We start from the raw sequence: 22488 nt of genomic DNA, 5'->3' as shown, positions 1-22488 counted from the left end.
GGCCGGTCAGGCGCCGGCGAACAGCGCGGCCAAGGCCCGGATAGCGAGCACGAAGAGGGCGAGGCCAACCGTAGCGGCAAGGATCAGCGTGGCAGGGCGCAGCGATGTCTCGCCCGCTCCCGCCCCACCTTGGCGACGGGGCGGGCGGGCGTCGCGGCGCAGATTGCGAAGACAGCTCGACATGGACCGCCTCCTCAGAAGCTCTGCCCGGCGATCATCGCCAGATGCTCGACGATCGGGCCCACCGCGAGGGCGGGGAAGAAGGTCAGGCCGCCGACGATCAGGATCACGCCGACGAGAAGGCCGACGAAGAGCGGCCCGTCGGTCGGGAAGGTACCGGCCGAGGCGGGCACCGATTTCTTCGCGGCGAGCGAGCCGGCGATCGCGAGCGCCGGGATGATGACCAGGAAGCGGCCGACCAGCATGGTGATGCCCAGCGTGATGTTGTACCAGGGCGTGTTGCCGGACAGGCTGGCGAAGGCCGAGCCGTTGTTGGCCGCCGCCGAGGTATAGGCATAGAGGATCTCGGAGAAGCCGTGCGGGCCGCCATTGCCGGCCGCGGCGACGGCGCCGGGTAGCACAACGGCGATCGCGGTGAAGATCAGCATGCCGGCCGGCAGGCAGAGGATGGCGAGCATCGCCATCTTGACCTCCTTGGCCTCGATCTTCTTGCCGAGATATTCCGGCGTGCGGCCGACCATCAGCCCGGCAACGAAGATCGCCAGCACCACGAAGAGCACGATGCCGTAGAAGCCGGCGCCGACGCCGCCTACGATGACCTCGCCGAGCTCCATGTTGATCAGCGGGATCAGCCCGCCGAGCGCGGTGAAGCTGCCATGCATGGCGTTGACCGCGCCGCAGGAAGCGGCGGTGGTGATGACAGCAAACAGCGCCGAGAGCGGGATGCCGAAGCGGATCTCCTTGCCTTCGAGGTTGCCGCCCTGCAGACCGAGCGCATGGACGAGCGGGTTGCCGGCGGCCTCGGCCCAATAGCAGACGGCGACGCCCGCCAGGAACAGCGTGCCCATCGCGGCCAGGATCGCCCAGCCCTGGCGCTGGTTGCCGACCATCCGGCCGAAGACGTTGGTGAGCGCCGCCCCGATCGCAAAGATCGAGACCATCTGGATCAGGTTCGAGATGGCGTCCGGATTCTCGAAGGGATGGGCGGCATTGGTGTTGAAGAAGCCGCCGCCATTGGTGCCGAGCATCTTGATCGCGACCTGCGAGGCGACGGGCCCCCGCGCGATCGCCTGCTGCGCGCCTTCGAGCGTGGTCGCGGTGACGGCGCCATCGAGGGTCTGCGGCACGCCGAGCGCCACATAGGCGAGCGTCAGCACCATGCAGAGCGGCAGGAGCAGATAGAGGGTCGCGCGGGTGAGGTCGACCCAGAAGCTGCCGACCGATCTGGCGGAAGCGCGGGCGAAGCCGCGGATCAGCGCCACCGCAATCGCGATGCCGGTCGCCGCTGAGACGAAGTTCTGCACGGTCAGGCCGAGCATCTGCGTCAGATAAGACATGGTGCTCTCGCCGCCGTAATTCTGCCAGTTCGTGTTGGTGACGAAGCTGACGGCGGTGTTGAAGGCGAGATCGGGCGCGACGGTGCTCATGCCGTCGGGATTGAGCGGCAGCATCCCCTGGAGGCGCTGCAGCCCGTAGAGCAGGAGGACGCCCGCGAGGTTGAACAGCAGCAGGGCGACAGCATAGGCGCTCCAGTGCTGCTCCTCGCGCGGATGCGTGCCGGCCAGCGCGTAGAGCCCGCGCTCGACCGGCGCGAGCACAGGCGACAGGAAGGTGCGCTCGCCGTTGAAGACGCGCGTCATGTAGCCGCCGAGCGGCTTCGTCAGCGCGACGACGATGGCGCAGAAGACGAGGATCTGGATCCAGCCGTTGAGAGTCATGGACATCGTTTCCGGTTGCGCTTCGCGCGGTCAGAACCGCTCGGGGCGGAGCAGCGCATAGGTGAGGTAGACGAGCAGGAGCGCCGTTACCGCTCCACCGAGGACGTCATCGACGATCATGGTGATGTTCCCTGACTCAGAGCGCGTCGCAGGCGGCGACATAGGCGATGGTGGCGGCGAAGAAGGCCAGGCTCAGCCCGATCATGACGATATCCATTGCCGTGGTCCTTTCGGCCGAGGCGTCGCGGGGGGACGAGGGGCCGGGCCGCTCCCGAGGCGGAAGCGAGATCGGCGGCCAGATCGTCGATGCGTGGAATTATCGGGTGCGGGGCATAGCCGTTCGAGACCGGCCGCAATCCTCCAGAATAGGAATCCTATAGGAATTTTGCCCGAGCGGCCGGGTGTGGGCACCCCCGCCCGATTCTGTCAGGAGCAAGTCCTCGCCCGGTTGACATCGGCGAAGTCATTACGTTGATATCAACTTAGATGAACGGCGGACAGCCTTGCCACCCCGGCAGGCCGGCACCGCCCGAGCGTCGACGTGAATCCCCCCACCCCAAGGAGACGACCATGAAGATCGTGACCAGCCTCAGCTTCCAGGGCCAGTGCCGCGAGGCGTTCGAATTCTACGCCAAGGTGCTGGGCGGCAAGATCACAGCCGCGTTTCCCTATGGGGACGGGCCTCCCGGGATGCCGATCACCGACGAGAAGTACAAGAGCTGGCTCATGCATTGCTGGCTCGAGGTCGGCGATCAGGCGCTGATGGGCGCCGACATGGATGTCGGCTGGGCCCACAACATCGACAAACCGAAGAACGGCTTCGACGTCACCCTGCACAGCCATGACGCGGCCGAGGCCCGGCGCTGGTTCGACCAGCTATGCGAAGGCGGACGCGCCGTCATGCCGTTCGCCGAGACCTTCTGGTCGCCCGGCTTCGGATCGCTCGTCGACCGCTTCGGCATTCCGTGGATGGTCAATACCATGCCGGCCCCGGGCTGGAAGCCCGCGCAGGCCTGATCCGGCCGACGCCGTCTGCGGGCGGCAACACCGCCCGTCGACATCATCGACAGCCGCATCCGGCACCCCGCGCCCGCCTCGGAGATCACGATGAACCGTTCCTATCGCTGGGTGATCGTCGCGGCGGGCGGCCTGCTGGGCTGCGCCGCGGTCGGCGCGATGTTCTCGCTGCCCGTCTTCCTGCGCCCAATGGCGCAGGAGACCGGTTGGTCCGTCACCGGCATCTCCACGGCGATGACGATCGGCTTCCTGGCGATGGCGGCCGCCAGCATGGCATGGGGCCATCTCTCCGACCGCTTCGGTCCGCGCCCGGTCGTGCTGACCGGATCGATCGTGCTGACGGCGAGCCTGGCGCTGGCCAGCCAGGCCGATTCGCTGATCGCGTTCCAGCTCCTGTTCGGTCTCCTGGTCGGCGCGGCGACGGCCGCCGTGTTCGCGCCGATGATGGCCTGCGTCACCGGCTGGTTCGACACCCAGCGGAGCCTGGCCGTCTCGCTCGTCTCGGCCGGCATGGGCATGGCGCCGATGACCATGGCGCCGCTCGCGGCCTGGCTCGTCACCATCCACGACTGGCGCGATTCGATGCTGATCGTCGCCGGCATCGCGGCGGCGCTGATGATCCCGGCGGCGCTGCTGGTGCGCCGGCCGCCCGCCCTCGAAGCCGGATCGCCGGCGATGATGGCGCAGGAGCCCGCCCCGGAGATGACCGTCGGGCAAGCCGTGCGCTCGCCGCAATTCGTGATCCTGATGCTGGCGAACTTCTTCTGCTGCGCCACCCATTCCGGCCCGATCTTCCATACGGTGAGCTACGCGGTGACCTGCGGCATCCCGATGATCGCGGCGGTGTCGATCTACAGTCTCGAAGGGCTGGCCGGGATGTTCGGCCGGCTCGGCTTCGGCCTTGCGGGCGACCGATTCGGCGCGCAGCGCGTCCTCGTCATCGGGCTCATGGCGCAGGCCTTCGGCGTGCTCGCCTATGCCTTCGTCACCCGGCTAGAGGGGTTCTACGCCGTCGCGGTGATCGTCGGCTTCATCTATGCCGGCACGATGCCGCTCTATGCGGTGATCATCCGCGAGAACTTCCCGCTCCGGATGATGGGAACGATCATCGGCGGCACTGCGATGGCCGGTAGCCTGGGCATGTCGACCGGCCCGCTGATCGGCGGGCTGATCTACGACCGCTTCGACAGCTACGCGCCGCTCTATGTCGGCTCCTGGGGGATGGGATTGACGGCCATGCTGATCCTGGTCGCCTTCCGGCCGTTCCCGAAGACGCAAGCCGAAACAGCGGCGGCCTAGGAGGCCGCGGCGATCAAGCCGCCGGCGTCGCCCCTAAATCTGTGGAAACAGGCTTTGGAGAGATGGTGGAGCCAGGCGGAATCGAACCGCCGACCTCTTGAATGCCATTCAAGCGCTCTCCCAACTGAGCTATGGCCCCACGCGTCACGGCCGAGTTGGGATCGGCCGTCAAACCGGACTTTTCGACCGCCTCGGCGGTTCCGGTCCGGGCCGCCTGCCGGCGACGCAGCGCTCTATAGGCGGCCCGGGCTGAAGACACAAGCGCCTAATGTCGCTTTGCCGTCATCTTTTTTCGAGGCGAGGATCAGTTGTCCTCGTCGCCCTCGATGTCGCCATCGATCAGGTCGGAGACGTCGTCGTCGCCTTCCTCATCCTCCTCGAGGAAGGTGTCGTCCTCGTCGTCGCCGCCGACATCCTCGACCTCGATGTCTTCCTCGCTGGTCACGACGGCGTCCTTCTCCGACGCCTCGGCATCGGCCTCGTCGAGCGACACGATCTCGACCGCGCCGTCGGCGGCCTCGGTCTCGTCCTCGTCATCCGCCTCGGGCTTGCTTGCGGCCTTCGCCTGCGGCTCGAACATCGCGCGCGGGTAGGCCTGGCCCGTATAGGGCGAGACAATGGGGTCTTTGTTCAAGTCGTAGAACTTGCGGCCCGTCACCGGGCAAACGCGCTTCGTTCCGAGTTCCGGTTTCGCCACTGCGTCGGACCCTTCAACCGTTCATGTTCTGAAAAGCAGGGGCGTCCGTTAGTCGGGGCGCGCGGCGCTGTCAAATACTCATTTGCGCGACCCGGCCCGCGGCGGTCGGCGAAGCCGCATTCGGCGCGCGGCCCGGCCCTGCGCCGGCCGCACATTGGCTTGCCGGGCGCGGGCATGCTACGGCCTGCCGCGTACCGTTTCGCATGAGCTTCAAGAGGCGAGCGCCCCGTGTCGCACGACCATGATCCCGTTCCCGTCGCCGCCCGCGCTGGTGGCCCGCTCAGGGGGCGCGTCCGTGTGCCCGGCGACAAGTCGATCTCGCACCGGGCGATGATCTTCGGACTGCTGGCGATCGGCCAGACCCGGGTCAGCGGGCTGCTCGAAGGCGAGGACGTGATGCGCACCGCCGCCGCGGCGCGCGCGCTCGGCGCCGTCGTCCATCATGACGGGCCAGGCGCCTGGCGCGTGCAGGGCGTCGGCGTCGGCGGCCTGCGCCAGCCGGCCGATATCCTTGATTTCGGCAACGCCGGCACCGGCTCGCGCCTGATGATGGGCGTCTGCGGCTCGCACCCGATCACCACGACCTTCGACGGCGACGCCTCGCTGCGCAAGCGGCCGATGCGGCGCATCCTCGACCCGCTCGAGCAGATGGGCACGGTCGTCGTCTCGCAGCAGGAGGGCGGGCGCGTGCCACTGACCCTGCGCGGCCCCAAGGAAGCGATCCCGATCACCTATCGTCCGCCCGTCGCCTCGGCGCAGATCAAGTCGGCCGTGCTGCTGGCCGCGCTGGCCGCACCGGGGGAGACCACGGTGATCGAAGCGGAGGCGACGCGCGACCATACCGAGAAGATGCTGACCCATTTCGGCGCCGAGGTCACTGTGACGCCGGAAGGCGCGCATGGGCGGCGCATCGTGCTCAAGGGCCAGCCCGAATTGCAGGCGGCGCCGATCGTGGTGCCGGCCGACCCTTCCTCCGCCGCCTTTCCGCTGGTCGCGGGGCTGATCGTGCCGGGCTCGGACATCCTGCTCGAAAGCGTGATGACCAACCCGCTGCGCTCCGGCCTGCTGACGACGCTGCGCGAGATGGGCGCCGACATCACCGTCGAACGCGAGGCCAACGAGGGCGGAGAGACCGTCGCCGACCTGCGCGTGCGCGGGTCCCAGCTCAAGGGCGTGACCGTGCCGCCGGAGCGGGCACCGTCGATGATCGACGAATATCCTGTGCTGGCCGTGGCGGCCGCCTTCGCTCATGGCACGACGCGGATGTGCGGCCTGCAGGAGCTGCGCGTGAAGGAATCGGACCGCCTCGCGGCAGTCGAGGCCGGGCTGAGGGCCGCCGGCGTGAGCTGCGCGATCGAGGGCGACGACCTGATCGTCGAGGGCTCGGGCGGGGCGCCGGTGCGCGGCGGCGGGCCGATCGCGACCCATCTCGACCACCGCATCGCGATGAGCTTCCTCGTCATGGGCCTAGCGACGCGCGAGCCCGTCATCGTCGATGACGGGCTGATGATCGCCACCAGCTTTCCGAGTTTCGTTTCGCTAATGAACGGTCTCGGAGGCCGGATCGGATGAAGCCCGCCGGGCGTGACCTCGTCATCGCCGTCGACGGCCCCGCCGCCTCGGGCAAGGGCACGCTGGCGAAGCGGCTCGCGGCCCATTACGGCCTGCCCTGCCTCGATACCGGCCTGCTCTACCGCATCGTCGCGCGCGCGATGCTCGATGCCGGGCACGACATCCACGATGCGGAGGCGGCCGAACAGATCGTCGGCAGCTTCGACGAGGCCGGCTTTCCGGAGGAAAGGCTGCGCGGCCGCGAGATCGGCGAGGCCGCCTCGGTGGTCGCCGCGATGCCGGCGGTGCGCGCGGGGCTGCTCGCCCGGCAGCGGCGCTTCGCGAGCCAGCCTGGCGGGGCCGTGCTCGACGGACGCGACATCGGCACCGTGATCTGCCCCGATGCACCCGCCAAGCTCTTCGTCACCGCCACCCCCGAGGTCCGCGCCGCACGGCGCCACAAGGAACTCGCCGGCAGGGGCGACGATGCATCCTTCGAAGCCATCCTTGCCGATATCCGGCGCCGCGACGCCCGCGATTCGGGGCGCAGCGACGCGCCGTTGAAGGCCGCGGCGGACGCCGTCGTCCTCGACACCTCGGCCCTCACCGTCGAGGAGGTCGTCGCGGCAGCGATCGACATCATCGAGCGCCGCCGGGCCGCCTGACCCGAGCCTGCCTCCGTTCCTCGCGAAATCGCTATCGCAGCGAGCCTGAGAGCCGGCTTTTTCGGCCTTGGCCTTGCTCACGCGCGAGCGCACACTCCCTTCGCGACAGAATGACGGAGGTGGCGATGCGGCGCTGGCTGTACGGTGTCTCGACTCTGGCAGCGGCGGTGCTGTGGGCCCACGCCGCCCCGAATGCGCAGCCGTCCGCGGCGCCCCCGCCCGAAGAGGTCGACGTCGCGCTGGTGCTGGCCGTCGACGTCTCCTACTCGATGGATCTCGATGAGCTCGCCCTGCAGCGCAACGGCTATATCGAGGCGTTTCGCTCGAAACCGCTGCAGGACGCGATCGTCAACGGTGCGATCGGCAAGATCGCCGTGACCTATTTCGAATGGGCCGGCGGCCATTTCCAGTATGTCGTCCGGCCGTGGAAGATCATCGACAGCCCAGCAGCCGCCACCGCCTTTGCGGAGGAGCTCGGCGAGGCACCCACGCGACGGGGCCGGCGCACCTCGATCTCCGGCGCGATCGATCTCGGCGTGCAGCTGCTCGAACAGGCCAACGTCACGACCCTGCGTCGCGTCATCGACATTTCCGGCGACGGCGCCAACAATGACGGGCGCCCCGTCACCGCCGCCCGCGACGAGGCCGGAGCGAAGGGCATCGCCATCAACGGCCTGCCGGTGATGCTGAAGCAGGCGGGCTATTTCGACATCGATAATCTCGACGTCTACTACAAGGACTGCGTCGTCACCGGCATCGGTGCCTTCGTCATCCCGATCCGCGACAAGAGCCAGTTCGTCGAGGCGACGCGCACCAAGCTGCTGCGCGAGATCGCCGCCGCTCCGGCGGAAGCGACGATCCAGAAGGCGCAGGCGACCAACCCAGCCACATGCCTTGCCGGAGAGCGGCAATGGCGCGAGCGGATGGGCAATTGAGGACGAGCCTCAGCTCCCGCGCGGCTTGGCCCGCGTGGTCGGCGCGGCGGCAGCCGGATCGTCCGGCCAGGGATGGCGCGGGTAGCGGCCCTTCATCTCGGATTTCACCGCGGTCCAGGAACCGCGCCAGAAGCCGGGCAGATCACGCGTGACCTGGATCGGCCGGTGTGCGGGCGAGAGCAATTCCAGCACCAGCGGCACGCGCCCGCCGGCGAGCGCCGGGTGGCTCGCCAGCCCATAGAGCTCCTGCACGCGCACCGAAATCGTCGGGCCGGCCTCGGCGGCGTAGTCGACCGCAAGCGAGGAGCCGGTCGGGGCGGTGAAATGTGTCGGCGCCTCCAGATCGAGCCGGCGCTTCAGCTCCCAGGGCAGCAGGCTCGCCAGTGCCGAATCGAGATCGGAAGGCTGGATCGCAGCGACGGAAGCGCGGCCGATGAGATGCGGGGCCAGCCAGAGTTCCGGCGTCTGCGCCAGGCCGTCATCCGAGAGGTCGGGCCAGCCGCCTTCGGGCTCGGCCTTGCGCAGGAAGGCTGCGCGCTCGCGCAGCTGGTTTTGCGCCCTGGTCCAGGGCAGTTGGTCGATGCCGAGCGACGCGATACCTTTCGCCAAGGCCTCGGCGTTCTCCGCGGTGTCCGCCACGGGCATCGGCCGCTCCGCCAGCGACAGCGCTCCGTAGCGGCGCACGGCCCGGACACGCAGGGCGCGCGAAGCCCGATCGAAGCCCGCTTCCTCGCGTTCGACGATGGCGTAAGGCGCCGAGCCATGGCCGACGAGCAAGCCGATCTCGGCCTCCGAGATCGCGGTGGCGGCCATGATGCGGGCCTGCTGGGCTGATCCGGTCATCTCCGCGACGACGAGATAGGGCTCGCGCGCAAGGCGCTGCGACGACTCCAGCGCCCCGCCACGGCCATTGGCGAGAAGATACTGGCCGGAACCGGGGCTACGCGCCTTCGCGATCCGGTCGGGATAGGCGAAGGCGAGCAACAGGCCCGGCGACAGCGCCTCGTCAGCGAAAGCTCCGTCCCGGCGGGCGTGGCGCTCTGCCGTTCTTGCCCAACCCTCGGCGAGGCGGCGCATGTCGCCCGCCCGGCCGCCGCGTTCGCGGCCGAAACGATCCAGACGCTCGGCGAGATCGATGGCATCGCCGCCCAGCCCGCGCTCGACCAGAACGGCGGCGAGATCGGCCGCCGCACCGGCCTGCCCGAAGCGGGCGGCGGCCACGACCATGCGCGCGAGGCGAGGCGGCAAGGGCAGGGCCTGCAAGGCGCGGCCGTCTGCCGTGATGCGGCCACCGGAATCGAGCGCACGGATGGCTTCCAGAAGGCTGCGCGCCTCCTTGAGGGCGGGAGCCGGCGGCGGGTCGAGGAAGGCGAGCGTCGTCGGATCGGCCACGCCCCAGGCGGCGCAGTCGAGCAGCAGCGGGCTCAGATCGGCAGAGAGGATTTCCGGCCGGGCGAACGGTTCGAGCGCGCCGGTCGCGGCTTCCTCCCAGAGCCTGTAGCAGACGCCCGGTTCGGTGCGACCGGCGCGGCCGCGGCGTTGATCGGCGGCGGCGCGGCTGACGCGGCGGGTCTCCAGCCTGGTGACGCCGATATCGGGCTCGTAGACGGGCACGCGGGCGAGGCCGGAATCGATGACGACACGGACGCCCTCGATGGTCAGCGAGGTCTCGGCGATGGCCGTGGCGAGCACGACCTTGCGCCTGCCCGCCGGCGCCGGCAGCACGGCGCGATCCTGCTCGCGCTGGTCGAGCGCACCATAGAGCGGAGCGATCTCGACGGCCGGATCGCGCAACCTTTCGCGCAGACGCTCCTCGACGCGGCGGATCTCGCCCTGGCCGGGCAGGAAGACGAGCTGCGAGCCAGGCTGCTCGTTCAGCGCCAGCAGCACGGTCTCGGTGACCTGGTCCTCGATGCGCTTCAGCGGGTCGCGGCCGCGATAACGCGTCTCGACCGGATAGGCGCGGCCCTCGCTTTCGATCACCGGGGCATCGCCCAGCAATCTGGCGACGCGGGCGCCGTCGAGCGTCGCCGACATCACGAGGATGCGCAGATCCTCGCGCAGGCCGCCCTGCGCATCGAGTGCCAGCGCGAGCCCGAAATCGGCATCGAGCGAGCGTTCGTGGAACTCGTCGAAGAGCACGGCAGCGACGCCGTCGAGCGCGGGATCGTCGAGGATCATCCGGGCGAAGACGCCCTCGGTCACGACCTCGATGCGCGTCTTGGGGCCGATCTTGGAGCCGAGGCGGACGCGCAGGCCGACCGTCTCGCCGACCCGCTCGCCCAGCGTCTGGGCCATGCGACTGGCCGCGCCGCGGGCGGCGAGCCGGCGCGGCTCGAGCAGGATGAGCTTGCCGCCCTTCGTCCAAGGCTCGTCGAGAAGCGCGAGCGGCACGCGCGTGGTCTTGCCGGCGCCCGGCGGTGCGACGAGCACGGCGTTCGGCTGCGACCGCAAGGAGGCGGCGAGACGTCCGAGAACGGCATCGATCGGCAGGGCTTGGTGGAAGGCGCGCATGTCCGGCCGATGTGGCGCAGGCTCGGTCCGCTTGCAAGCCACTCGCCAGCACGGCCCGGTCATGCTAACCGCAGGCTCATGACCGACATCGCTGCCAACCGCATCCAGTCCCGCTTCGAGGCCTGCGCCCGCGAAGGCCGGGCCGCGCTCGTGACCTTCGTCACGGCGGGCGACCCCGACCTCGCCACCTCGAGCGCGATCCTCGCCGGCCTGCCGGCGGCCGGCGCCGACCTGATCGAGCTCGGCGTGCCCTTCACCGACCCGATGGCCGACGGCGTGCCGGTGCAGCTCGCCGGCCAGCGCGCGCTGAAAGGCGGGCAGACGCTGCGCAAGACGCTCGCCATGGTCGCCGACTTCCGCAGGGCCGGTCACGATACGCCGATCATCCTGATGGGCTATTACAACCCGATCTACGTCTATGGCGTCGACGCCTTCCTGAAGGACGCGCTGAAGGCCGGCGTCGACGGGCTGATCGTCGTGGACCTGCCGCCCGAGGAAGATGCCGAGCTCTGCCTCCCGGCGCTGAAGGCCGGCGTCAACTTCATCCGCCTCGCCACGCCGACGACCGACGACCGGCGCCTGCCCAAGGTGCTGCAGAACACCTCGGGCTTTGTCTACTACGTCTCGGTGACCGGGGTCACCGGCGGCGCCATCGCCGATTACGGCGCGGTGGGCGATGCGGTGGCGCGCATCAAGCGCCATACCGACCTGCCTGTCGCCGTCGGCTTCGGCGTCAAGACCGCGGCGGACGCAGCCACCATCGCGAGCCGCGCCGACGGCGTCGTCGTCGGCTCGGCCCTCGTCGAGCGTGTCCGCCTCTCGCTCGATGACCAGGGCAAGGCCACGGAAAAGACGGTTTCGGCTGTCACTTCGCTGGTCGCCGAGCTCGCGCAGGGCGTGCGCACGGCGGCCAAGGCCGCCTGAACAGGGCTTGCGCGCCGGGCCTTTGCCGGCGAAAAGCCGATCCCCATCTCTCGCCTGGCGGCCCGAGGCCGCCTCAAGGCCCATCAGGGATGATCCGATGAACTGGATTTCCGAAGTCGTCCGGCCCCGCATCAAGACGCTGTTCAAGCGCGAGAGCCCGGAAAACCTCTGGATCAAATGCCCGGATTCGGGGCAGATGGTCTTCCACAAGGATGTCGAGGCCAACGGCTACGTCATTCCCGGCTCCGAGCACCATATGCGCGTCACCGCGCCGGAGCGGCTGCGGCTGACCTTCGACGAGGGCAAGTGGGTCGATGTCGCCCTGCCCGAGGTGACGACCGACCCGCTCAAGTTCCGCGACGAGAAGCGCTATGTCGACAGGCTGAAGGACGCCCGCGCCAAAACCGGCGCGCAGGACGCCTTCAAGGTCGGCTACGGCCGGGTCAAGGGCTTGCCGATGACCGTCGCCGCGCAGGATTTCCATTTCATGGGCGGCTCGCTCGGCATGGCGGCCGGCGAGGCCTTCATCAAGGGCGCCGAGACGGCGCTGGAGAAGAAGACACCCTATGTCGTGTTCGCCGCCTCCGGCGGGGCGCGCATGCAGGAGGGCATCCTCTCGCTGATGCAATTGCCGCGCACCACCGTCGCGATCCGGCGGCTGCGGGCCGCGGGCCTGCCCTATTTCGTGGTGCTGACCAACCCGACCACGGGCGGCGTCACCGCCTCCTACGCCATGCTGGGCGACATCCATATCGCCGAGCCCGGCGCGCTGATCGGCTTCGCCGGGCCGCGCGTGATCGAGCAGACGATCCGCGAGAAACTGCCGGACGGCTTCCAGCGTTCCGAATATCTCAAGGACCACGGCATGGTCGACATGGTCGTGCATCGCCGCGACCTGCCGGAGACGCTCGCCCGCCTCGGAAGGCTGCTGACCAGGCAGCCGGCGGCGGCACCCAAGGAGGCCGCGGCCCTGCCGCCGCAGCTGGTCGCCGAGGCCGTCTGAAGCTCGGAAGCGTCTCCGCTTCCCATCGCGGAGCGGAGATTCTCCATGTCTTGTCATCAAAGCGTTGCTCGGGCGGACCGGCCTCCGCCGCCGCTCGAGACGATGCTGTAGGCCGGAGCGCGCCTCATGGGCTCTTCCGACACGCTGCTGGCGCGCTTCATGGCGCTGCATCCGAAGCTGATCGATCTCTCGCTCGGCCGCATCCTGACCCTGCTGGAACGCCTCGGCGATCCCCAGAAGAAGCTGCCGCCGGTGATCCATGTCGCCGGCACCAACGGCAAGGGCTCGACCATCGCCTTCATGCGGGCGATCCTCGAGGCGGCCGGCCTGTCCGTGCATGTCTATATCTCGCCGCATCTGGTGCGCTTCCACGAGCGCATCCGGCTCGGCGCGCCCGGCGGCGGGCGCTTCGTCGACGAGGACAAGCTCGTCGAGGCACTTGAACGCTGCGAGGCCGTCAACGCCGGCGACCCGATCACGTTCTTCGAGATGACGACGGCGGCAGGGCTGCTGCTCTTCGCCGAGAACCCGGCCGACGTGCTGCTGCTCGAGGTCGGGCTCGGCGGACGCTACGACGCCACCAACGTCATCGCGCACCCGGCCTGCACGGTGGTGACGCCGGTCTCGCTCGACCATTCCGAATATCTCGGCGACACCGTCACCAAGATCGCCGGCGAAAAGGCCGGCATCTTCAAGCGCGGCGCGCCAGCCGTGATCGCGCCGCAGGAGCCGGAGCCGACCGCGGTTCTGGAAGCGGCGGCCGAGCGCGCCGGTGCCTCCAAGATCCTGATCGGCGCGCAGGATTTCAACGTCCACGAGGCGGGCGGCCGGCTGGTCTACGAGGATCAGGACGGGCTGCTCGACCTGCCGCTGCCGCGCCTGGCCGGGCGCCACCAGCACATCAACGCCGGCACCGCGATCGCGGCGCTGCGGGCCGCCGGCTATGGCGGCTTGCCCACCGGCGCCTTCGAGGAGGGCATGCGCAACGCCGACTGGCCGGCGCGGCTGCAGCGACTGGCGCGCGGCCATCTGGCCGAACTCGTGCCGGAACGCGCCGAGCTCTGGCTCGACGGCGGGCATAATCCCGATGGCGGGCGCGTCCTGGCGCAGGCCATGGCCGACCTCGCCGACCGCAATCCGGCGCCGCTCGTCATGATCGCGGGCCTGCTCTCGACCAAGGACGCCGCCGCCACGCTTGGCCACTTCAAGGGGCTGGCCCAGATGCTCTATGCGGTGCCGATCCAGAACTCGCTCGCCGCCCGCCCGGCCGAAGAGGTTGCGGAAGCCGGGCGCGGCGCCGGCCTGCAGGCCGAGGTGGCAAGCTCGGTCGAACAGGCGCTGCGGAGCATCGCCGCGCAGGACTGGCCTGCCCCGCCGCGCATCCTGATCTGCGGCTCGCTCTATCTGGCGGGCGAGGTGCTTTCCGCCAACGGCACGCCGCCGACCTGAACCCGGAGGCCGGCAGCTTCGGCGGCGCGAGCCTGCGTCGTTCTGGATCGAAATCCACGAAGGAGGTTCCCATGCAGCGCAGCTTCGGCACCGGCGGGCCGGCGGTTCCCAGCATCGGCCAGGGCAGCTGGTATATCGAGCGCGGCGACAGGCGCGAAGCGATCGCCGCCTTGCAGCGCGGGCTCGACCTCGGCCTCAGCCATATCGACACCGCCGAGATGTATGGCGACGGCCGTTCCGAGGCGATCATCGGCGAGGCGATCGCCGGCCGGCGCGACGAGGTCTTCCTCGTCTCGAAAGTGCTGCCGCACAACGCCTCGCGGCAGGGCGTGCGCGCCGCCTGCGAAGGCTCGCTGAGGCAACTCGGAACCGACCGGCTCGACTGCTACCTGCTGCACTGGCGCGGGCCGCACGCTTTGGCCGAGACCTTCGCCGCCTTCGAGGCGCTGAAGCAGGAGGGCAAGATCCTGTCCTGGGGCGTCAGCAATTTTGACGAGGACGATCTCGACGAGGCGCTGGCCGCCGCCGGCAAGGGCCGGATCGCCTGCAACCAGGTGCTCTACCATCTGCGCGAGCGCGCCATCGAACATGCGGTGATCCCCTGGTGCGAGCGCCATGGCGTCGCCGTCACCGCCTACAGCCCCTTCGGCCATCACGACTTTCCGGAACCGGGCAGCGCACAGGGCAGGGTCCTGGCGGAGATCGCCACGGCCCGCGGCGCCACGTCACGGCAGGTCGCTCTCGCCTTCCTCACACGGCGGCCATCCGTCTTCGCCATCCCGAAGGCAGGCAGCCTCGCCCATGTCGCGGACAATGCCGGCGCGCTGGACCTCGCCCTCTCGGAGAGCGAGATCGCGCGGATCGACGCCGCCTTCCCGCGCGGAGGCAAGCCGTCCTCGCTGCCGATGATCTGACGGCGCGCGGAAACCACGTTCCGCCTTCCCGCTTTACACCTCTCGGCGCCCGCGCTTTGCTGAAGCCAAGGGCGAGGCCGCCAGAGCCCGCGAACGCCCGCTCGACAGTTGCGTTTTCGGAGTTTGGACGATGCGTCGCTTTCTCGGCATCCTGGCCGCCCTGTTCCTGTCCGTCCTCGGAGCCGCCGCAGCCCATGCCGGCGTCGAGGTGAAGGTCGACATCGCCGCCCAGCGCATGACCGTCACCGCCCCCGACGGCGAGGTCTACGACTGGAAGATCTCCTCCGGCCGCACGGGCTTCCGCTCGCCGAACGGCGTCTACCGGCCGACCCGGCTCGAGAAGAACTGGTACTCGCGCAAATACGGCGGCGCGATGCCTCACGCCGTGTTCTTCCGCGGCGGCTACGCCATCCACGGCACGACCGCCGTCGGCGCGCTCGGCCGCCCGGCCTCGCATGGCTGCATCCGGCTGCACCCTGCCAATGCGGCGAAACTCTTCGCGCTGGTGAAGAAATACGGCGCGAGCCAGACGCGCATCGCCCTCCACGGCGCCGCGCCGGACAATCTCTCGCGCTTCGCCAGGGCCTCGTCGCACAAGACCAAGGCCGCCCAGCACAAGGCCAAAGCAGCCCATCTTGCCGGGATCCATCACGGCAAGATCCATCACGGCAAGGCTAAGCTCGCGAAGGCCGGGGGCCATCGCGGTCACCCGGCCGCCCTTGCCCGGCAGGGACGCGGCGACGGCTGGGAGACGGCGCGCGGCCAGATCATGCTGCGGCCGGCGCTCCCTGCCCGCGCCTACGGCTATCAGCCCTATTATCCGAGCGGATACGGCTACGGCTGGCGCTAAGGTTCAGAGGGCTTCGGGCCGGATGCGCAGCCAGCCCTCCAGCACCTCGCCCGGCGCGAGCCGCTGCAGCGGCGCGGCCAGGCGGGCCTCCGGCTCGCTCGGTGCGCCGATGGCATGGCTCTGCGGCTCCACGCAGAGGAAATCCGCCCGCGCGGGCGCCCACACCACCGGGCAATCGAGGCTCTCGCTCGCGGTCAGCGTGGTGGCGAGACCGGCCGATGGCGTTTCGATCCGGGCGGTGCCGTCCCAGCCGAGGAAGCTCCAGGCGGTGACCTCTTCGCTGCGAAAGGGTCTTGGCAGCGCGTAAGGTCCGCCTTGGTCGAAGCCCTCCTGCCCCGTGGCCCGGAACGCCTCGCCGAAGACGAGTGCGCCCCTCGCTCGCATGACGAGGCGTGTATCGGCCGCGCAGGGAAACCAGGGGTGGTGCCCGATTCCAAAGGGTAGTGCCGAGTCCGCCTCGTTCACGATTGCGATGCGGATGGTCAACCCGTGCTCGTCGAGCAGGATCTCCTGCCGGGCACGATAGCGGTACGGATCGGCACCGGCCACGCGGCGATGTTCGAGCACGGTATGGCCGCGGTCATACCGCAGCACATCCCAGGCCGCCTGCCAGCCGAAGCCGTGAATGGCCCCGCTCGGATCGTTGGACGGAACCAGGAAACGCCTCTCGCCATCGTCGATGACGCAGCCGAAGGCGCGATTGGCGAAAGGCAGCATCGCCCAGCTGCCGCAGAAATTCGGCGCCGCCGTCGAGGGCGCGATCTCACCGGGCGGCTTCAGCACGGCATGAAGGCGCCCGTCCGGCCCGCGCCAATCGAGACGGGAGACGATGCCGCCCGCCTCCGGGACGATGACGGCCGTCAGACCGGCGGATTCGAGCTCGAGCATCGGGCATCCAGAATCAAGGGGATCGCGCGGCGAGATTCGCGTCGCGTCGCGAGAGATACAAGCCTGGCCCGCAAGCACGATCGGCAAACCAGCCCGGACGGCTCTTGACCCGCCCGCCCGCGGCGAGGAGATTTCCCGCCCCTTCTGGAGCCTGCCATGTTCAAGCCATTGATCGCGCTCGACTGGGGCACGACCCGCGCGCGTGCCTTCCTGATATCGGAGGACGGCCGCGTCCTGCAGCGGCGTCTCACCGACCGGGGCATCCAGTCGGTCGCGGCCGGCGGATACCCGGCCGCCTTCGAGGCACTGGCGGGAGAGCTCCGGAGGGCTGCCCCCGACGCCGCGATCGTCCTCGCCGGCATGGTCGGCAGCCGCAACGGCTGGGTCGAGGCGCCCTATGTCGCCTGCCCCGCCTCTCCGGGAGACATCGCGGCGGCCGGCATCACCGTCGATCTCGCGGCGGATACCCGGGCGACGATCCTGCCGGGTCTGAGCTGCGACGACGGTGCCTTCGACGTGATGCGCGGCGAGGAGACGCTGATCGTCGGGCTCGGCCTCGACGATGGCCTCGCCTGCCTGCCGGGCACGCATTCGAAATGGGCCGAGATCCGCGGCGGGCGGATCACCCGGTTCGCGAGCTTCATGACCGGCGAGATCTACGGGTTGCTCCGCAACCAGTCGATCCTGGCGCGGCTGGCCGAGGAACCGGTCGCCGACGACGCGGGGCGCGGAGCCGAGCGCGGCCGTGCCGCGGCACGAGGCCCGGCCGGGCTGCTGAATGCGGCCTTTGCGGCGCGAACCGAAGTTCTGGCGGGACGAATGCGCCCCGGCGAGGTCGGCCCGTTCCTGTCCTCGCTGCTGGTGGCGCAGGAGATCGCCGGCGCGGAGGCGCTGTTCGGCAGGGCGCACCGTGTGCATCTCGTCGCGGATGGCGCGCTGGCCGAGAGCTACGGCGCCGCGCTTGCGGCGGCGGGTCTCGAAACCACCATCGCCACCCCCGAAGCCGCTTTCGTCGCCGGGGTCCGGCGCCTTGCTTCGGGTCTCTCCCGATGATCGTCGTCTTCGGCTCGATCAATATCGATCTCGTGACGCGGGTCGAGCGGCTGCCCGGCGCCGGGGAGACCGTCCTGGGGCCGGACTATGCGGTCCATCCCGGCGGCAAGGGCGCGAACCAGGCGCTTGCGGCACGGCGCGCCGGCGCGGAGGTCGTGCTGGTCGGAGCGGCCGGGCGGGACGGCTTCGGCGAGACGGCGCTCTCGCTGCTCGCGGCCGACGGGGTCGCCCTAAACCAGGTCGCGCGGCTCGACGCGCCGACGGGCGCGGCCTTCATCGCGATCGACCGGCAAGGCGCGAACCAGATCATCGTCGCGGCCGGCGCCAATGCCGAAGCCCGCGCCGATGCCTTGCGGCACCTGCCGGTCGGCCCCGACGACATCCTGCTCCTGCAGCGGGAGGTGCCCGAGCCGGCCTGCATCGAAGCCGCGCGGCTGATGAAAGGCGCCGGTGGCCGCGTCGTCCTCAATCTCGCCCCGGCAGGCGCCCCGTCACCGGCGCTGCTCGACCTCGTCGACATCCTGATCGTGAACGAGCACGAGGCCCTGGTGCTCGCCGAGGCCCTGGGCTGGCCGGAGCGCGAGCCGGACGCCATCATCCGGCGGCTCGATGCGGAACGGGGCATCACGGGCGTCGCGACCCTGGGGGCGGCCGGCGTCGTGAGCTGGCAGGGCGGCCTGCGGCAGCGCCTCGAGGCGCCGCAGGTCGCGGTCGTCGACACCGTTGCGGCGGGCGACAGCTTCACGGGCGCCTTCGCCGCCGCACTCGCGGCCGGAGCGAGCCTGCCCGATGCGTTGCGTCGGGGGCTGGCTGCCGGCTCGCTCGCCTGCATGCGCGCCGGGGCGCAGCCGAGCATTCCCTATGCCCAGGACATCGCAGCGCTCGTCGAACGCTCCTTTTCGCAAGCGGGGTAAGGCTCGATTAAGGCTGAGGGCACGGAACGACGGTGCTCAACCCGATTTGTCGCCAATCCCGGGCATGACGTTCACGCTTCGTCAGGCCTGACCGGCCAGGCTTCGAGCGAGCAGCGTCGTCGCGAGCGCCATCCGCCGCGCTCGACGACACGCGACAACCGGAGCGGGGCAAGGTGGCGAATCCGTCGAGTTGGGCCCTGGGCGTGGCGGCAACCGTGATCGGCGTCGCGCTCGGCTACACGCAGTGGCTCGCCCCGCGGGTCGATGCCGAGCCTGCGCGCGCGGCGTCCGTGGCAACGTCGCCGGCCCAGCCGGAGCGCCGCGGCCCCGCCCTGCTCGCCGTCGCGGCCGATTATCGCGGCCATTACGTCGTCCACCCGACGATCGACAACTACCGGATCAAGATGATGGTCGATACGGGCGCCAGCATCGTCGCGCTCACGGCCGACGATGCCAGGGCGCTCGGGATCAGGCCCGAGAGGGGCGCGCGCCAGATGCTGCTGAGCACCGCCAACGGCACGGTGACGGCAACGCGCACCACGCTGCGCGAGGTCCGGCTCGGCGACATCGTCGTGCGCAACGTCGATGCGGTGGTGATGCCGCCGGGCGCGCTGTCGGTGAGCCTGCTCGGGAACTCCTTCCTCGGCAAGCTGCGCGGCTACGAGGTCCAGACCGGGCGGATGGTGCTGCGCGGCTGACGGGCCGGCGGCGAATCCGCCGGGCCGCCGGTGACCGTTTCTAGTTGAAGTCCGGGCAGGGTTTCGTTCCCGTCCGGACGACCTGCTCGATATTGCCGGTCCCGACCGCCTGCCCGGCGCGCGGACGCGAATAGATCGGATTGTCGCCGAGCGTGAAGCTGCCGGTCAGGACGTAGCCCGTCTGCGGCGTGTAGCGATAGCTGGCGGTCGCCATGATCACCGACGTGCTGGGCACGCGGATGCTGTCGGGCAGGAGCACCGTCGCGCCGCGCACGAGTGCCTGGCCGTTGCGCTGGTTGCTCCAGCACACCCGCGCATTGCCGTTCGCATCAACGACCACGCTGGAGATCACCATGCTCGCATTGGAGGCGTCGAACGGCATCAGTACGCTCTGCGCCGCGTCGAAGATGTTCTCGACATCGGCAGGCGCGACGGCGGCGGCGCGGGCGGTCAGGTCGGCGAGCGCCAGCGTCAGCTGCGTCACCTTGCGGTTCGCCATCACCATCTGGACGACATCGACCATGCCGCAATAGGCGACGAGCATGACCGGCAGGGCCATCGCGAACTCGACCAGCGCGAAGCCCTTGTCGTCGCGCCGGAAGCCGCGCCAGCGGCGGCCGTGGCCAATCCGCCTCATGTGCCGGCTCCCGAACCGGTCGTGAACGGCTCTGCCCGGAAGGTGGTCGTCGCGACCAGCGCCCGATGGCCGGAACCGATATTGGCCAGCGCACTCGAAGCCCAGGCCGTCAGGAACAGGTGATAGTCCAGCACCGCCCGCGCCACGACGATCTGCCCCGGCTGCGGCTGATTGTAGGAGAAGCCGTTGGTGTTCAGCGCCCCGTTGGCCACCGGATTGCCCGTTCCGGAGTTCGCGCCGGCAAAGTTCGTATAGATCTTGACGTCGACATAGAGCTTGGAACAGTCGATCAGGCCCATCGGCGCGACCGCGCAGATGTCGTCGCGGAAGGCCTGGGCGTTCACGGCCGGATTCGACGAAGTATAGCGGCTGACCGCCTGGCCGGTGAGCAGGCGCCGCGACGCCTGGGAGAGAGATTCCTCGAGCACCTCGTTCGTCCAGAACATCAGGGCGGTCTCGAAGATCGCGAACAGCAGCGCGAAGAACGGCACGGCGACGATGCCGAACTCGATGGCCGCGGCCCCCTCCTGGGCGCGACCGAATGTCAGCAGCGATCGCCTCTTCCCGCGCTTTCGCGGGCTGTCGCCGGTCTGGAGATTGGCCGTCATCCGATGCGCAATCCATTGTTGCTTACGGGCACGGCGCCCGATGGAGCACAGCCTTACCGCGAAAGAATTTCGGATCGGTTAGAGGGGCCCTGCCTTACTCAACGGCACCCGCAAGGCTTTGTTTACCAACGACCCGCGCCCCCATCGGCAATGCCGGGCCGGACTTCCGCCTATTGCGGCGCGGGGCCGGCGCGGCCGCCGACAGCGAGCGCGTTTCGGGCGGTAGACTGAGCCCCGACCTCGCCGAAATATTTCTGCGCATCGCCCAATTGCACCGAAGGCTGGCACTGGGGCGTGCAGGAATAGCTCTCGCGGTCCATGCCGCGCTGGACGGTCAGGACGGAATCGGAAGCCGCGCTCACGCGCACGAGCGATTCCGCCAGGAGGGTGCCACCCGCATCGAGCGCGATCAGATTGGTGACGCCGAAGCTCTTCCCGGTCACGACCATCACGCCGTTGCGCTGGACGGCGACATCCGCAATGGCCGGGTTGCCGACGATGACCGTCTGCGCGTTTTCCGGCAGGCGGACGACCTTGGCCTGATCGACCAGCACGACGACGCTTTCCGGTGCCCCGGACGGCTGGGCGGCGGACGCGGCGCCGGCCGCCAGGAACGGCACCAGCGACAGGCCCGCAAGGGTCCGCGAGATGCGGGAACGATGTCCTGCCAAGCTCCGGAGAATGGACATGGGCGGCGCCTCGAAGTTTGCGACCTCAGCAACAAAGCCCAAAATGATGAATCAAACCCTAAACTGTCGGAATCGACGGCTTGCGCTGTAATGATGCCGATCTAACCAAGGGGAATTACGTCGCCCAGCACCCGGTCGGATACGCGGCCCGCACAAATCAACTCCGTTTCCGGAATTGCCTAAATGAGTTGTTTACCGTAATCGACTTCGGATACGGACAATCTTACTAAGTTATATCTCGATTTTTGCTCGTAAATTGGCCATTAACCACAGAATAAACCCCTGCGCAATCGGCCCAATTCTTCAGTTCGTTTAACAGTTCGGCAAGACGCCGCCGCTAATGTCGGTCCTGTCGCTGACCGAAGCCGCTCAGAGCGAAGGCAGCAGTCAAACCGTGGTAAGAGGAGTTTCCAACATGACCAAGATCTTCGCTCGCTTCGCCAAGGACGAGTCCGGCGCCACCGCCATCGAATACGGCCTGATCGCCGCCCTGATCGCCGTCGCCGCGATCACCGCGATGACCAGCGTCGGCACTGCCCTGATCGGGAAGTTCACGACCATCGCCACGACGCTGAACCAGTAATCGCTGCCGTCGATTGACGGCCGTCAGGGCGCTCCGGTCGATCCGGAGCGCCCTTTTTTGTCTTTGCACGAAGCCTTTTGCGATCCGCATAAAGCTTTCGGTGACCAATCGCCGCCAGAATGACGCGTATCCGGAGCCTGCTTCCATGTCGCCGTCCCTCATTCTCGTCCTCGGCCTGTTCCCGCTCGCCATGGCCTATGCGGCCGCCAGCGACCTCGTCTCGATGACGATCTCGAACCGGCTGTGCCTGGCATTGGCCGGCGGGTTCGCGGCCTGCGCGATGGTGCTGGGGCTCAGCCTTGCGGAGATCGGCCAGCATCTGGCCGCCGGCGGGCTTGTCCTGGTCGTCGCCTTCGGCCTCTTCGCCGCGGGCTGGATCGGAGGAGGGGATGCGAAGCTGGTCGCCGCCACTGCATTGTGGTTCGGCTTCGACCAGCTGATGCCCTACCTGCTGTTCGCCGCCATCTTCGGCGGCGTGCTCACCGGGTTGATCCTGATGCTCCGGGCGCGCCCCCTGCCGTCGCCGGCGGCGAACTGGGGCTGGGCGCAGCGCCTTCACGCCGCGAACCAGGGCGTGCCCTATGGCATCGCGCTGGCCTTCTCCGCCCTGTTCGTGCTGCCGGAGACCTCGATCTGGCGGGCCGCCCTGGGTCTGTGACGACGCCCCGCTTCCGCTGCGGCAACATGATCGAAAAGTATACG

The 22488-nt window shown here is 69.2% G+C and carries 24 protein-coding genes and 1 tRNA gene; 15 read left to right on the top strand and 10 right to left on the bottom strand.

Features of this window, described 5'->3' with window-relative positions; translation table 11 throughout:
- Nucleotides 1–6: 6 nt before the first annotated feature.
- The 3 genes from BGO20_RS01460 to BGO20_RS01450 are packed head-to-tail and all read right to left on the bottom strand — an operon-like array spanning nucleotide 7 to nucleotide 2018.
- Nucleotides 7–183, bottom strand: coding sequence for a hypothetical protein (locus BGO20_RS01460; protein WP_291662898.1), 177 nt, complete (start codon nucleotides 181–183; stop codon nucleotides 7–9).
- 11 nt (nucleotides 184–194) lie between these two features.
- A complete protein-coding gene (gene kdpA / locus BGO20_RS01455; RefSeq protein ID WP_291663484.1) occupies nucleotides 195–1898 on the bottom strand; it encodes a potassium-transporting ATPase subunit KdpA in 1704 nt (567 codons plus the stop codon).
- A gap of 30 nt (nucleotides 1899–1928) precedes the next feature.
- The gene (locus BGO20_RS01450; RefSeq protein WP_291662896.1) at nucleotides 1929–2018 is read right to left on the bottom strand and encodes a K(+)-transporting ATPase subunit F; all 90 of its coding nucleotides are present in this window, start codon (nucleotides 2016–2018) and stop codon (nucleotides 1929–1931) included.
- Between the two features lie 450 nt (nucleotides 2019–2468).
- Between BGO20_RS01450 and BGO20_RS01445 the strand changes: the two genes are divergently transcribed.
- Nucleotides 2469–2915: a VOC family protein gene (locus BGO20_RS01445; RefSeq protein WP_291662894.1), complete on the top strand. Its 447-nt coding sequence runs from the start codon at nucleotides 2469–2471 to the stop codon at nucleotides 2913–2915.
- 90 nt (nucleotides 2916–3005) lie between these two features.
- Nucleotides 3006–4214, top strand: coding sequence for an MFS transporter (locus BGO20_RS01440; protein ID WP_291662892.1), 1209 nt, complete (start codon nucleotides 3006–3008; stop codon nucleotides 4212–4214).
- Nucleotides 4215–4277: 63 nt separating this feature from the next.
- Here the strand turns inward: BGO20_RS01440 and BGO20_RS01435 are convergent.
- Nucleotides 4278–4353 (bottom strand) — tRNA-Ala (locus BGO20_RS01435).
- Between the two features lie 165 nt (nucleotides 4354–4518).
- Nucleotides 4519–4911, bottom strand: a complete 393-nt coding sequence (locus BGO20_RS01430; RefSeq protein WP_291662891.1) for a TIGR02300 family protein — start codon at nucleotides 4909–4911, stop codon at nucleotides 4519–4521.
- A gap of 228 nt (nucleotides 4912–5139) precedes the next feature.
- Here BGO20_RS01430 and aroA point away from each other — a divergent pair, with 228 nt between their 5' ends.
- The 3 genes from aroA to BGO20_RS01415 all read left to right on the top strand — a co-directional run bounded on the left by aroA (nucleotide 5140) and on the right by BGO20_RS01415 (nucleotide 8062).
- Entirely contained in the window at nucleotides 5140–6483 is a 1344-nt protein-coding gene (gene aroA / locus BGO20_RS01425) for a 3-phosphoshikimate 1-carboxyvinyltransferase (protein ID WP_291662889.1), read from the top strand.
- A complete protein-coding gene (gene cmk, locus BGO20_RS01420) occupies nucleotides 6480–7127 on the top strand; it encodes a (d)CMP kinase (protein ID WP_291662888.1) in 648 nt (215 codons plus the stop codon). Before aroA ends, cmk begins: the two co-directional genes overlap by 4 nt.
- 125 nt (nucleotides 7128–7252) lie before the next feature.
- The gene (locus BGO20_RS01415; RefSeq protein ID WP_291662887.1) at nucleotides 7253–8062 is read left to right on the top strand and encodes a DUF1194 domain-containing protein; all 810 of its coding nucleotides are present in this window, start codon (nucleotides 7253–7255) and stop codon (nucleotides 8060–8062) included.
- Between the two features lie 9 nt (nucleotides 8063–8071).
- On the opposite strand, the gene hrpB is transcribed toward BGO20_RS01415, so the two are convergent.
- A complete protein-coding gene (gene hrpB, locus BGO20_RS01410; protein ID WP_291662885.1) occupies nucleotides 8072–10576 on the bottom strand; it encodes an ATP-dependent helicase HrpB in 2505 nt (834 codons plus the stop codon).
- Nucleotides 10577–10654: 78 nt separating this feature from the next.
- Between hrpB and trpA the strand changes: the two genes are divergently transcribed.
- From trpA to BGO20_RS01385, 5 genes are all read left to right on the top strand, one after another.
- The gene (trpA, locus tag BGO20_RS01405) at nucleotides 10655–11500 is read left to right on the top strand and encodes a tryptophan synthase subunit alpha (RefSeq protein WP_291662883.1); all 846 of its coding nucleotides are present in this window, start codon (nucleotides 10655–10657) and stop codon (nucleotides 11498–11500) included.
- A 97-nt stretch (nucleotides 11501–11597) separates the two neighbouring features.
- Nucleotides 11598–12503, top strand: a complete 906-nt coding sequence (accD, locus tag BGO20_RS01400; RefSeq protein WP_291662882.1) for an acetyl-CoA carboxylase, carboxyltransferase subunit beta — start codon at nucleotides 11598–11600, stop codon at nucleotides 12501–12503.
- A 126-nt stretch (nucleotides 12504–12629) separates the two neighbouring features.
- Complete coding sequence (locus BGO20_RS01395) at nucleotides 12630–13952, top strand: bifunctional folylpolyglutamate synthase/dihydrofolate synthase (protein ID WP_291662880.1); 1323 nt, start codon at nucleotides 12630–12632, stop codon at nucleotides 13950–13952.
- 71 nt (nucleotides 13953–14023) lie between these two features.
- Nucleotides 14024–14866 (top strand): aldo/keto reductase, encoded by an 843-nt coding sequence (locus BGO20_RS01390; protein ID WP_291662879.1) that lies wholly within the window; start codon nucleotides 14024–14026, stop codon nucleotides 14864–14866.
- Nucleotides 14867–14996: 130 nt separating this feature from the next.
- Complete coding sequence (locus BGO20_RS01385; RefSeq protein WP_291662878.1) at nucleotides 14997–15716, top strand: L,D-transpeptidase; 720 nt, start codon at nucleotides 14997–14999, stop codon at nucleotides 15714–15716.
- A 3-nt stretch (nucleotides 15717–15719) separates the two neighbouring features.
- On the opposite strand, the gene BGO20_RS01380 is transcribed toward BGO20_RS01385, so the two are convergent.
- Nucleotides 15720–16604 (bottom strand): aldose epimerase family protein, encoded by an 885-nt coding sequence (locus tag BGO20_RS01380; protein WP_291662876.1) that lies wholly within the window; start codon nucleotides 16602–16604, stop codon nucleotides 15720–15722.
- A 156-nt stretch (nucleotides 16605–16760) separates the two neighbouring features.
- On the opposite strand from BGO20_RS01380, the gene BGO20_RS01375 reads away from it, so the two are divergent.
- From BGO20_RS01375 to BGO20_RS01365, 3 genes are all read left to right on the top strand, one after another.
- On the top strand, nucleotides 16761–17657 hold the full coding sequence (locus BGO20_RS01375; protein WP_291662874.1) for a 2-dehydro-3-deoxygalactonokinase: 897 nt from the start codon (nucleotides 16761–16763) through the stop codon (nucleotides 17655–17657).
- On the top strand, nucleotides 17654–18571 hold the full coding sequence (locus tag BGO20_RS01370) for a ribokinase (RefSeq protein WP_291662872.1): 918 nt from the start codon (nucleotides 17654–17656) through the stop codon (nucleotides 18569–18571). Before BGO20_RS01375 ends, BGO20_RS01370 begins: the two co-directional genes overlap by 4 nt.
- Nucleotides 18572–18744: 173 nt before the next feature.
- Nucleotides 18745–19269 carry a retropepsin-like aspartic protease family protein gene (locus tag BGO20_RS01365; protein ID WP_291662870.1) on the top strand — a complete coding sequence of 175 codons (525 nt, stop codon included), beginning with the start codon at nucleotides 18745–18747 and terminating at the stop codon, nucleotides 19267–19269.
- Between the two features lie 40 nt (nucleotides 19270–19309).
- On the opposite strand, the gene BGO20_RS01360 is transcribed toward BGO20_RS01365, so the two are convergent.
- The 3 genes from BGO20_RS01360 to BGO20_RS01350 form a co-directional block, all read right to left on the bottom strand.
- Complete coding sequence (locus tag BGO20_RS01360) at nucleotides 19310–19906, bottom strand: TadE/TadG family type IV pilus assembly protein (RefSeq protein WP_291662869.1); 597 nt, start codon at nucleotides 19904–19906, stop codon at nucleotides 19310–19312.
- Nucleotides 19903–20514, bottom strand: a complete 612-nt coding sequence (locus tag BGO20_RS01355; protein WP_291662868.1) for a TadE/TadG family type IV pilus assembly protein — start codon at nucleotides 20512–20514, stop codon at nucleotides 19903–19905. Before BGO20_RS01355 ends, BGO20_RS01360 begins: the two co-directional genes overlap by 4 nt.
- Nucleotides 20515–20684: 170 nt before the next feature.
- Nucleotides 20685–21203 carry a pilus assembly protein N-terminal domain-containing protein gene (locus BGO20_RS01350; protein ID WP_291662866.1) on the bottom strand — a complete coding sequence of 173 codons (519 nt, stop codon included), beginning with the start codon at nucleotides 21201–21203 and terminating at the stop codon, nucleotides 20685–20687.
- Nucleotides 21204–21618: 415 nt separating this feature from the next.
- On the opposite strand from BGO20_RS01350, the gene BGO20_RS01345 reads away from it, so the two are divergent.
- Together BGO20_RS01345 and BGO20_RS01340 are read left to right on the top strand one after the other, a co-directional pair.
- The gene (locus BGO20_RS01345; RefSeq protein WP_291662865.1) at nucleotides 21619–21786 is read left to right on the top strand and encodes a Flp family type IVb pilin; all 168 of its coding nucleotides are present in this window, start codon (nucleotides 21619–21621) and stop codon (nucleotides 21784–21786) included.
- Between the two features lie 145 nt (nucleotides 21787–21931).
- Nucleotides 21932–22444 carry an A24 family peptidase gene (locus tag BGO20_RS01340; RefSeq protein ID WP_291662864.1) on the top strand — a complete coding sequence of 171 codons (513 nt, stop codon included), beginning with the start codon at nucleotides 21932–21934 and terminating at the stop codon, nucleotides 22442–22444.
- The last annotated feature ends 44 nt before the right edge of the window (nucleotides 22445–22488 follow it).

This window comes from Allobosea sp. 67-29, assembly GCF_001898115.1.
Taxonomy (GTDB): Bacteria; Pseudomonadota; Alphaproteobacteria; order Rhizobiales; family Beijerinckiaceae; genus Allobosea.
The sequence above is the reverse complement of the archived record's forward strand: the minus strand, read 5'-3'. Positions and strand labels throughout refer to the sequence as shown.

Excerpts from the sequence above, each read along its gene's own strand:
- BGO20_RS01460 (WP_291662898.1), bottom strand. The coding sequence starts at position 183 with ATGTCGAGCTGTCTTCGCAATCTGCGCCGCGACGCCCGCCCGCCCCGT.
- kdpA (WP_291663484.1), bottom strand. The coding sequence starts at position 1,898 with ATGACTCTCAACGGCTGGATCCAGATCCTCGTCTTCTGCGCCATCGTC.
- BGO20_RS01450 (WP_291662896.1), bottom strand. The coding sequence starts at position 2,018 with ATGATCGTCGATGACGTCCTCGGTGGAGCGGTAACGGCGCTCCTGCTC.
- BGO20_RS01445 (WP_291662894.1), top strand. The coding sequence starts at position 2,469 with ATGAAGATCGTGACCAGCCTCAGCTTCCAGGGCCAGTGCCGCGAGGCG.
- BGO20_RS01440 (WP_291662892.1), top strand. The coding sequence starts at position 3,006 with ATGAACCGTTCCTATCGCTGGGTGATCGTCGCGGCGGGCGGCCTGCTG.
- cmk (WP_291662888.1), top strand. The coding sequence starts at position 6,480 with ATGAAGCCCGCCGGGCGTGACCTCGTCATCGCCGTCGACGGCCCCGCC.
- BGO20_RS01415 (WP_291662887.1), top strand. The coding sequence starts at position 7,253 with ATGCGGCGCTGGCTGTACGGTGTCTCGACTCTGGCAGCGGCGGTGCTG.
- hrpB (WP_291662885.1), bottom strand. The coding sequence starts at position 10,576 with ATGCGCGCCTTCCACCAAGCCCTGCCGATCGATGCCGTTCTCGGACGT.
- trpA (WP_291662883.1), top strand. The coding sequence starts at position 10,655 with ATGACCGACATCGCTGCCAACCGCATCCAGTCCCGCTTCGAGGCCTGC.
- accD (WP_291662882.1), top strand. The coding sequence starts at position 11,598 with ATGAACTGGATTTCCGAAGTCGTCCGGCCCCGCATCAAGACGCTGTTC.
- BGO20_RS01395 (WP_291662880.1), top strand. The coding sequence starts at position 12,630 with ATGGGCTCTTCCGACACGCTGCTGGCGCGCTTCATGGCGCTGCATCCG.
- BGO20_RS01390 (WP_291662879.1), top strand. The coding sequence starts at position 14,024 with ATGCAGCGCAGCTTCGGCACCGGCGGGCCGGCGGTTCCCAGCATCGGC.
- BGO20_RS01385 (WP_291662878.1), top strand. The coding sequence starts at position 14,997 with ATGCGTCGCTTTCTCGGCATCCTGGCCGCCCTGTTCCTGTCCGTCCTC.
- BGO20_RS01380 (WP_291662876.1), bottom strand. The coding sequence starts at position 16,604 with ATGCTCGAGCTCGAATCCGCCGGTCTGACGGCCGTCATCGTCCCGGAG.
- BGO20_RS01375 (WP_291662874.1), top strand. The coding sequence starts at position 16,761 with ATGTTCAAGCCATTGATCGCGCTCGACTGGGGCACGACCCGCGCGCGT.
- BGO20_RS01370 (WP_291662872.1), top strand. The coding sequence starts at position 17,654 with ATGATCGTCGTCTTCGGCTCGATCAATATCGATCTCGTGACGCGGGTC.
- BGO20_RS01360 (WP_291662869.1), bottom strand. The coding sequence starts at position 19,906 with ATGAGGCGGATTGGCCACGGCCGCCGCTGGCGCGGCTTCCGGCGCGAC.
- BGO20_RS01355 (WP_291662868.1), bottom strand. The coding sequence starts at position 20,514 with ATGACGGCCAATCTCCAGACCGGCGACAGCCCGCGAAAGCGCGGGAAG.
- BGO20_RS01350 (WP_291662866.1), bottom strand. The coding sequence starts at position 21,203 with ATGTCCATTCTCCGGAGCTTGGCAGGACATCGTTCCCGCATCTCGCGG.
- BGO20_RS01345 (WP_291662865.1), top strand. The coding sequence starts at position 21,619 with ATGACCAAGATCTTCGCTCGCTTCGCCAAGGACGAGTCCGGCGCCACC.
- BGO20_RS01340 (WP_291662864.1), top strand. The coding sequence starts at position 21,932 with ATGTCGCCGTCCCTCATTCTCGTCCTCGGCCTGTTCCCGCTCGCCATG.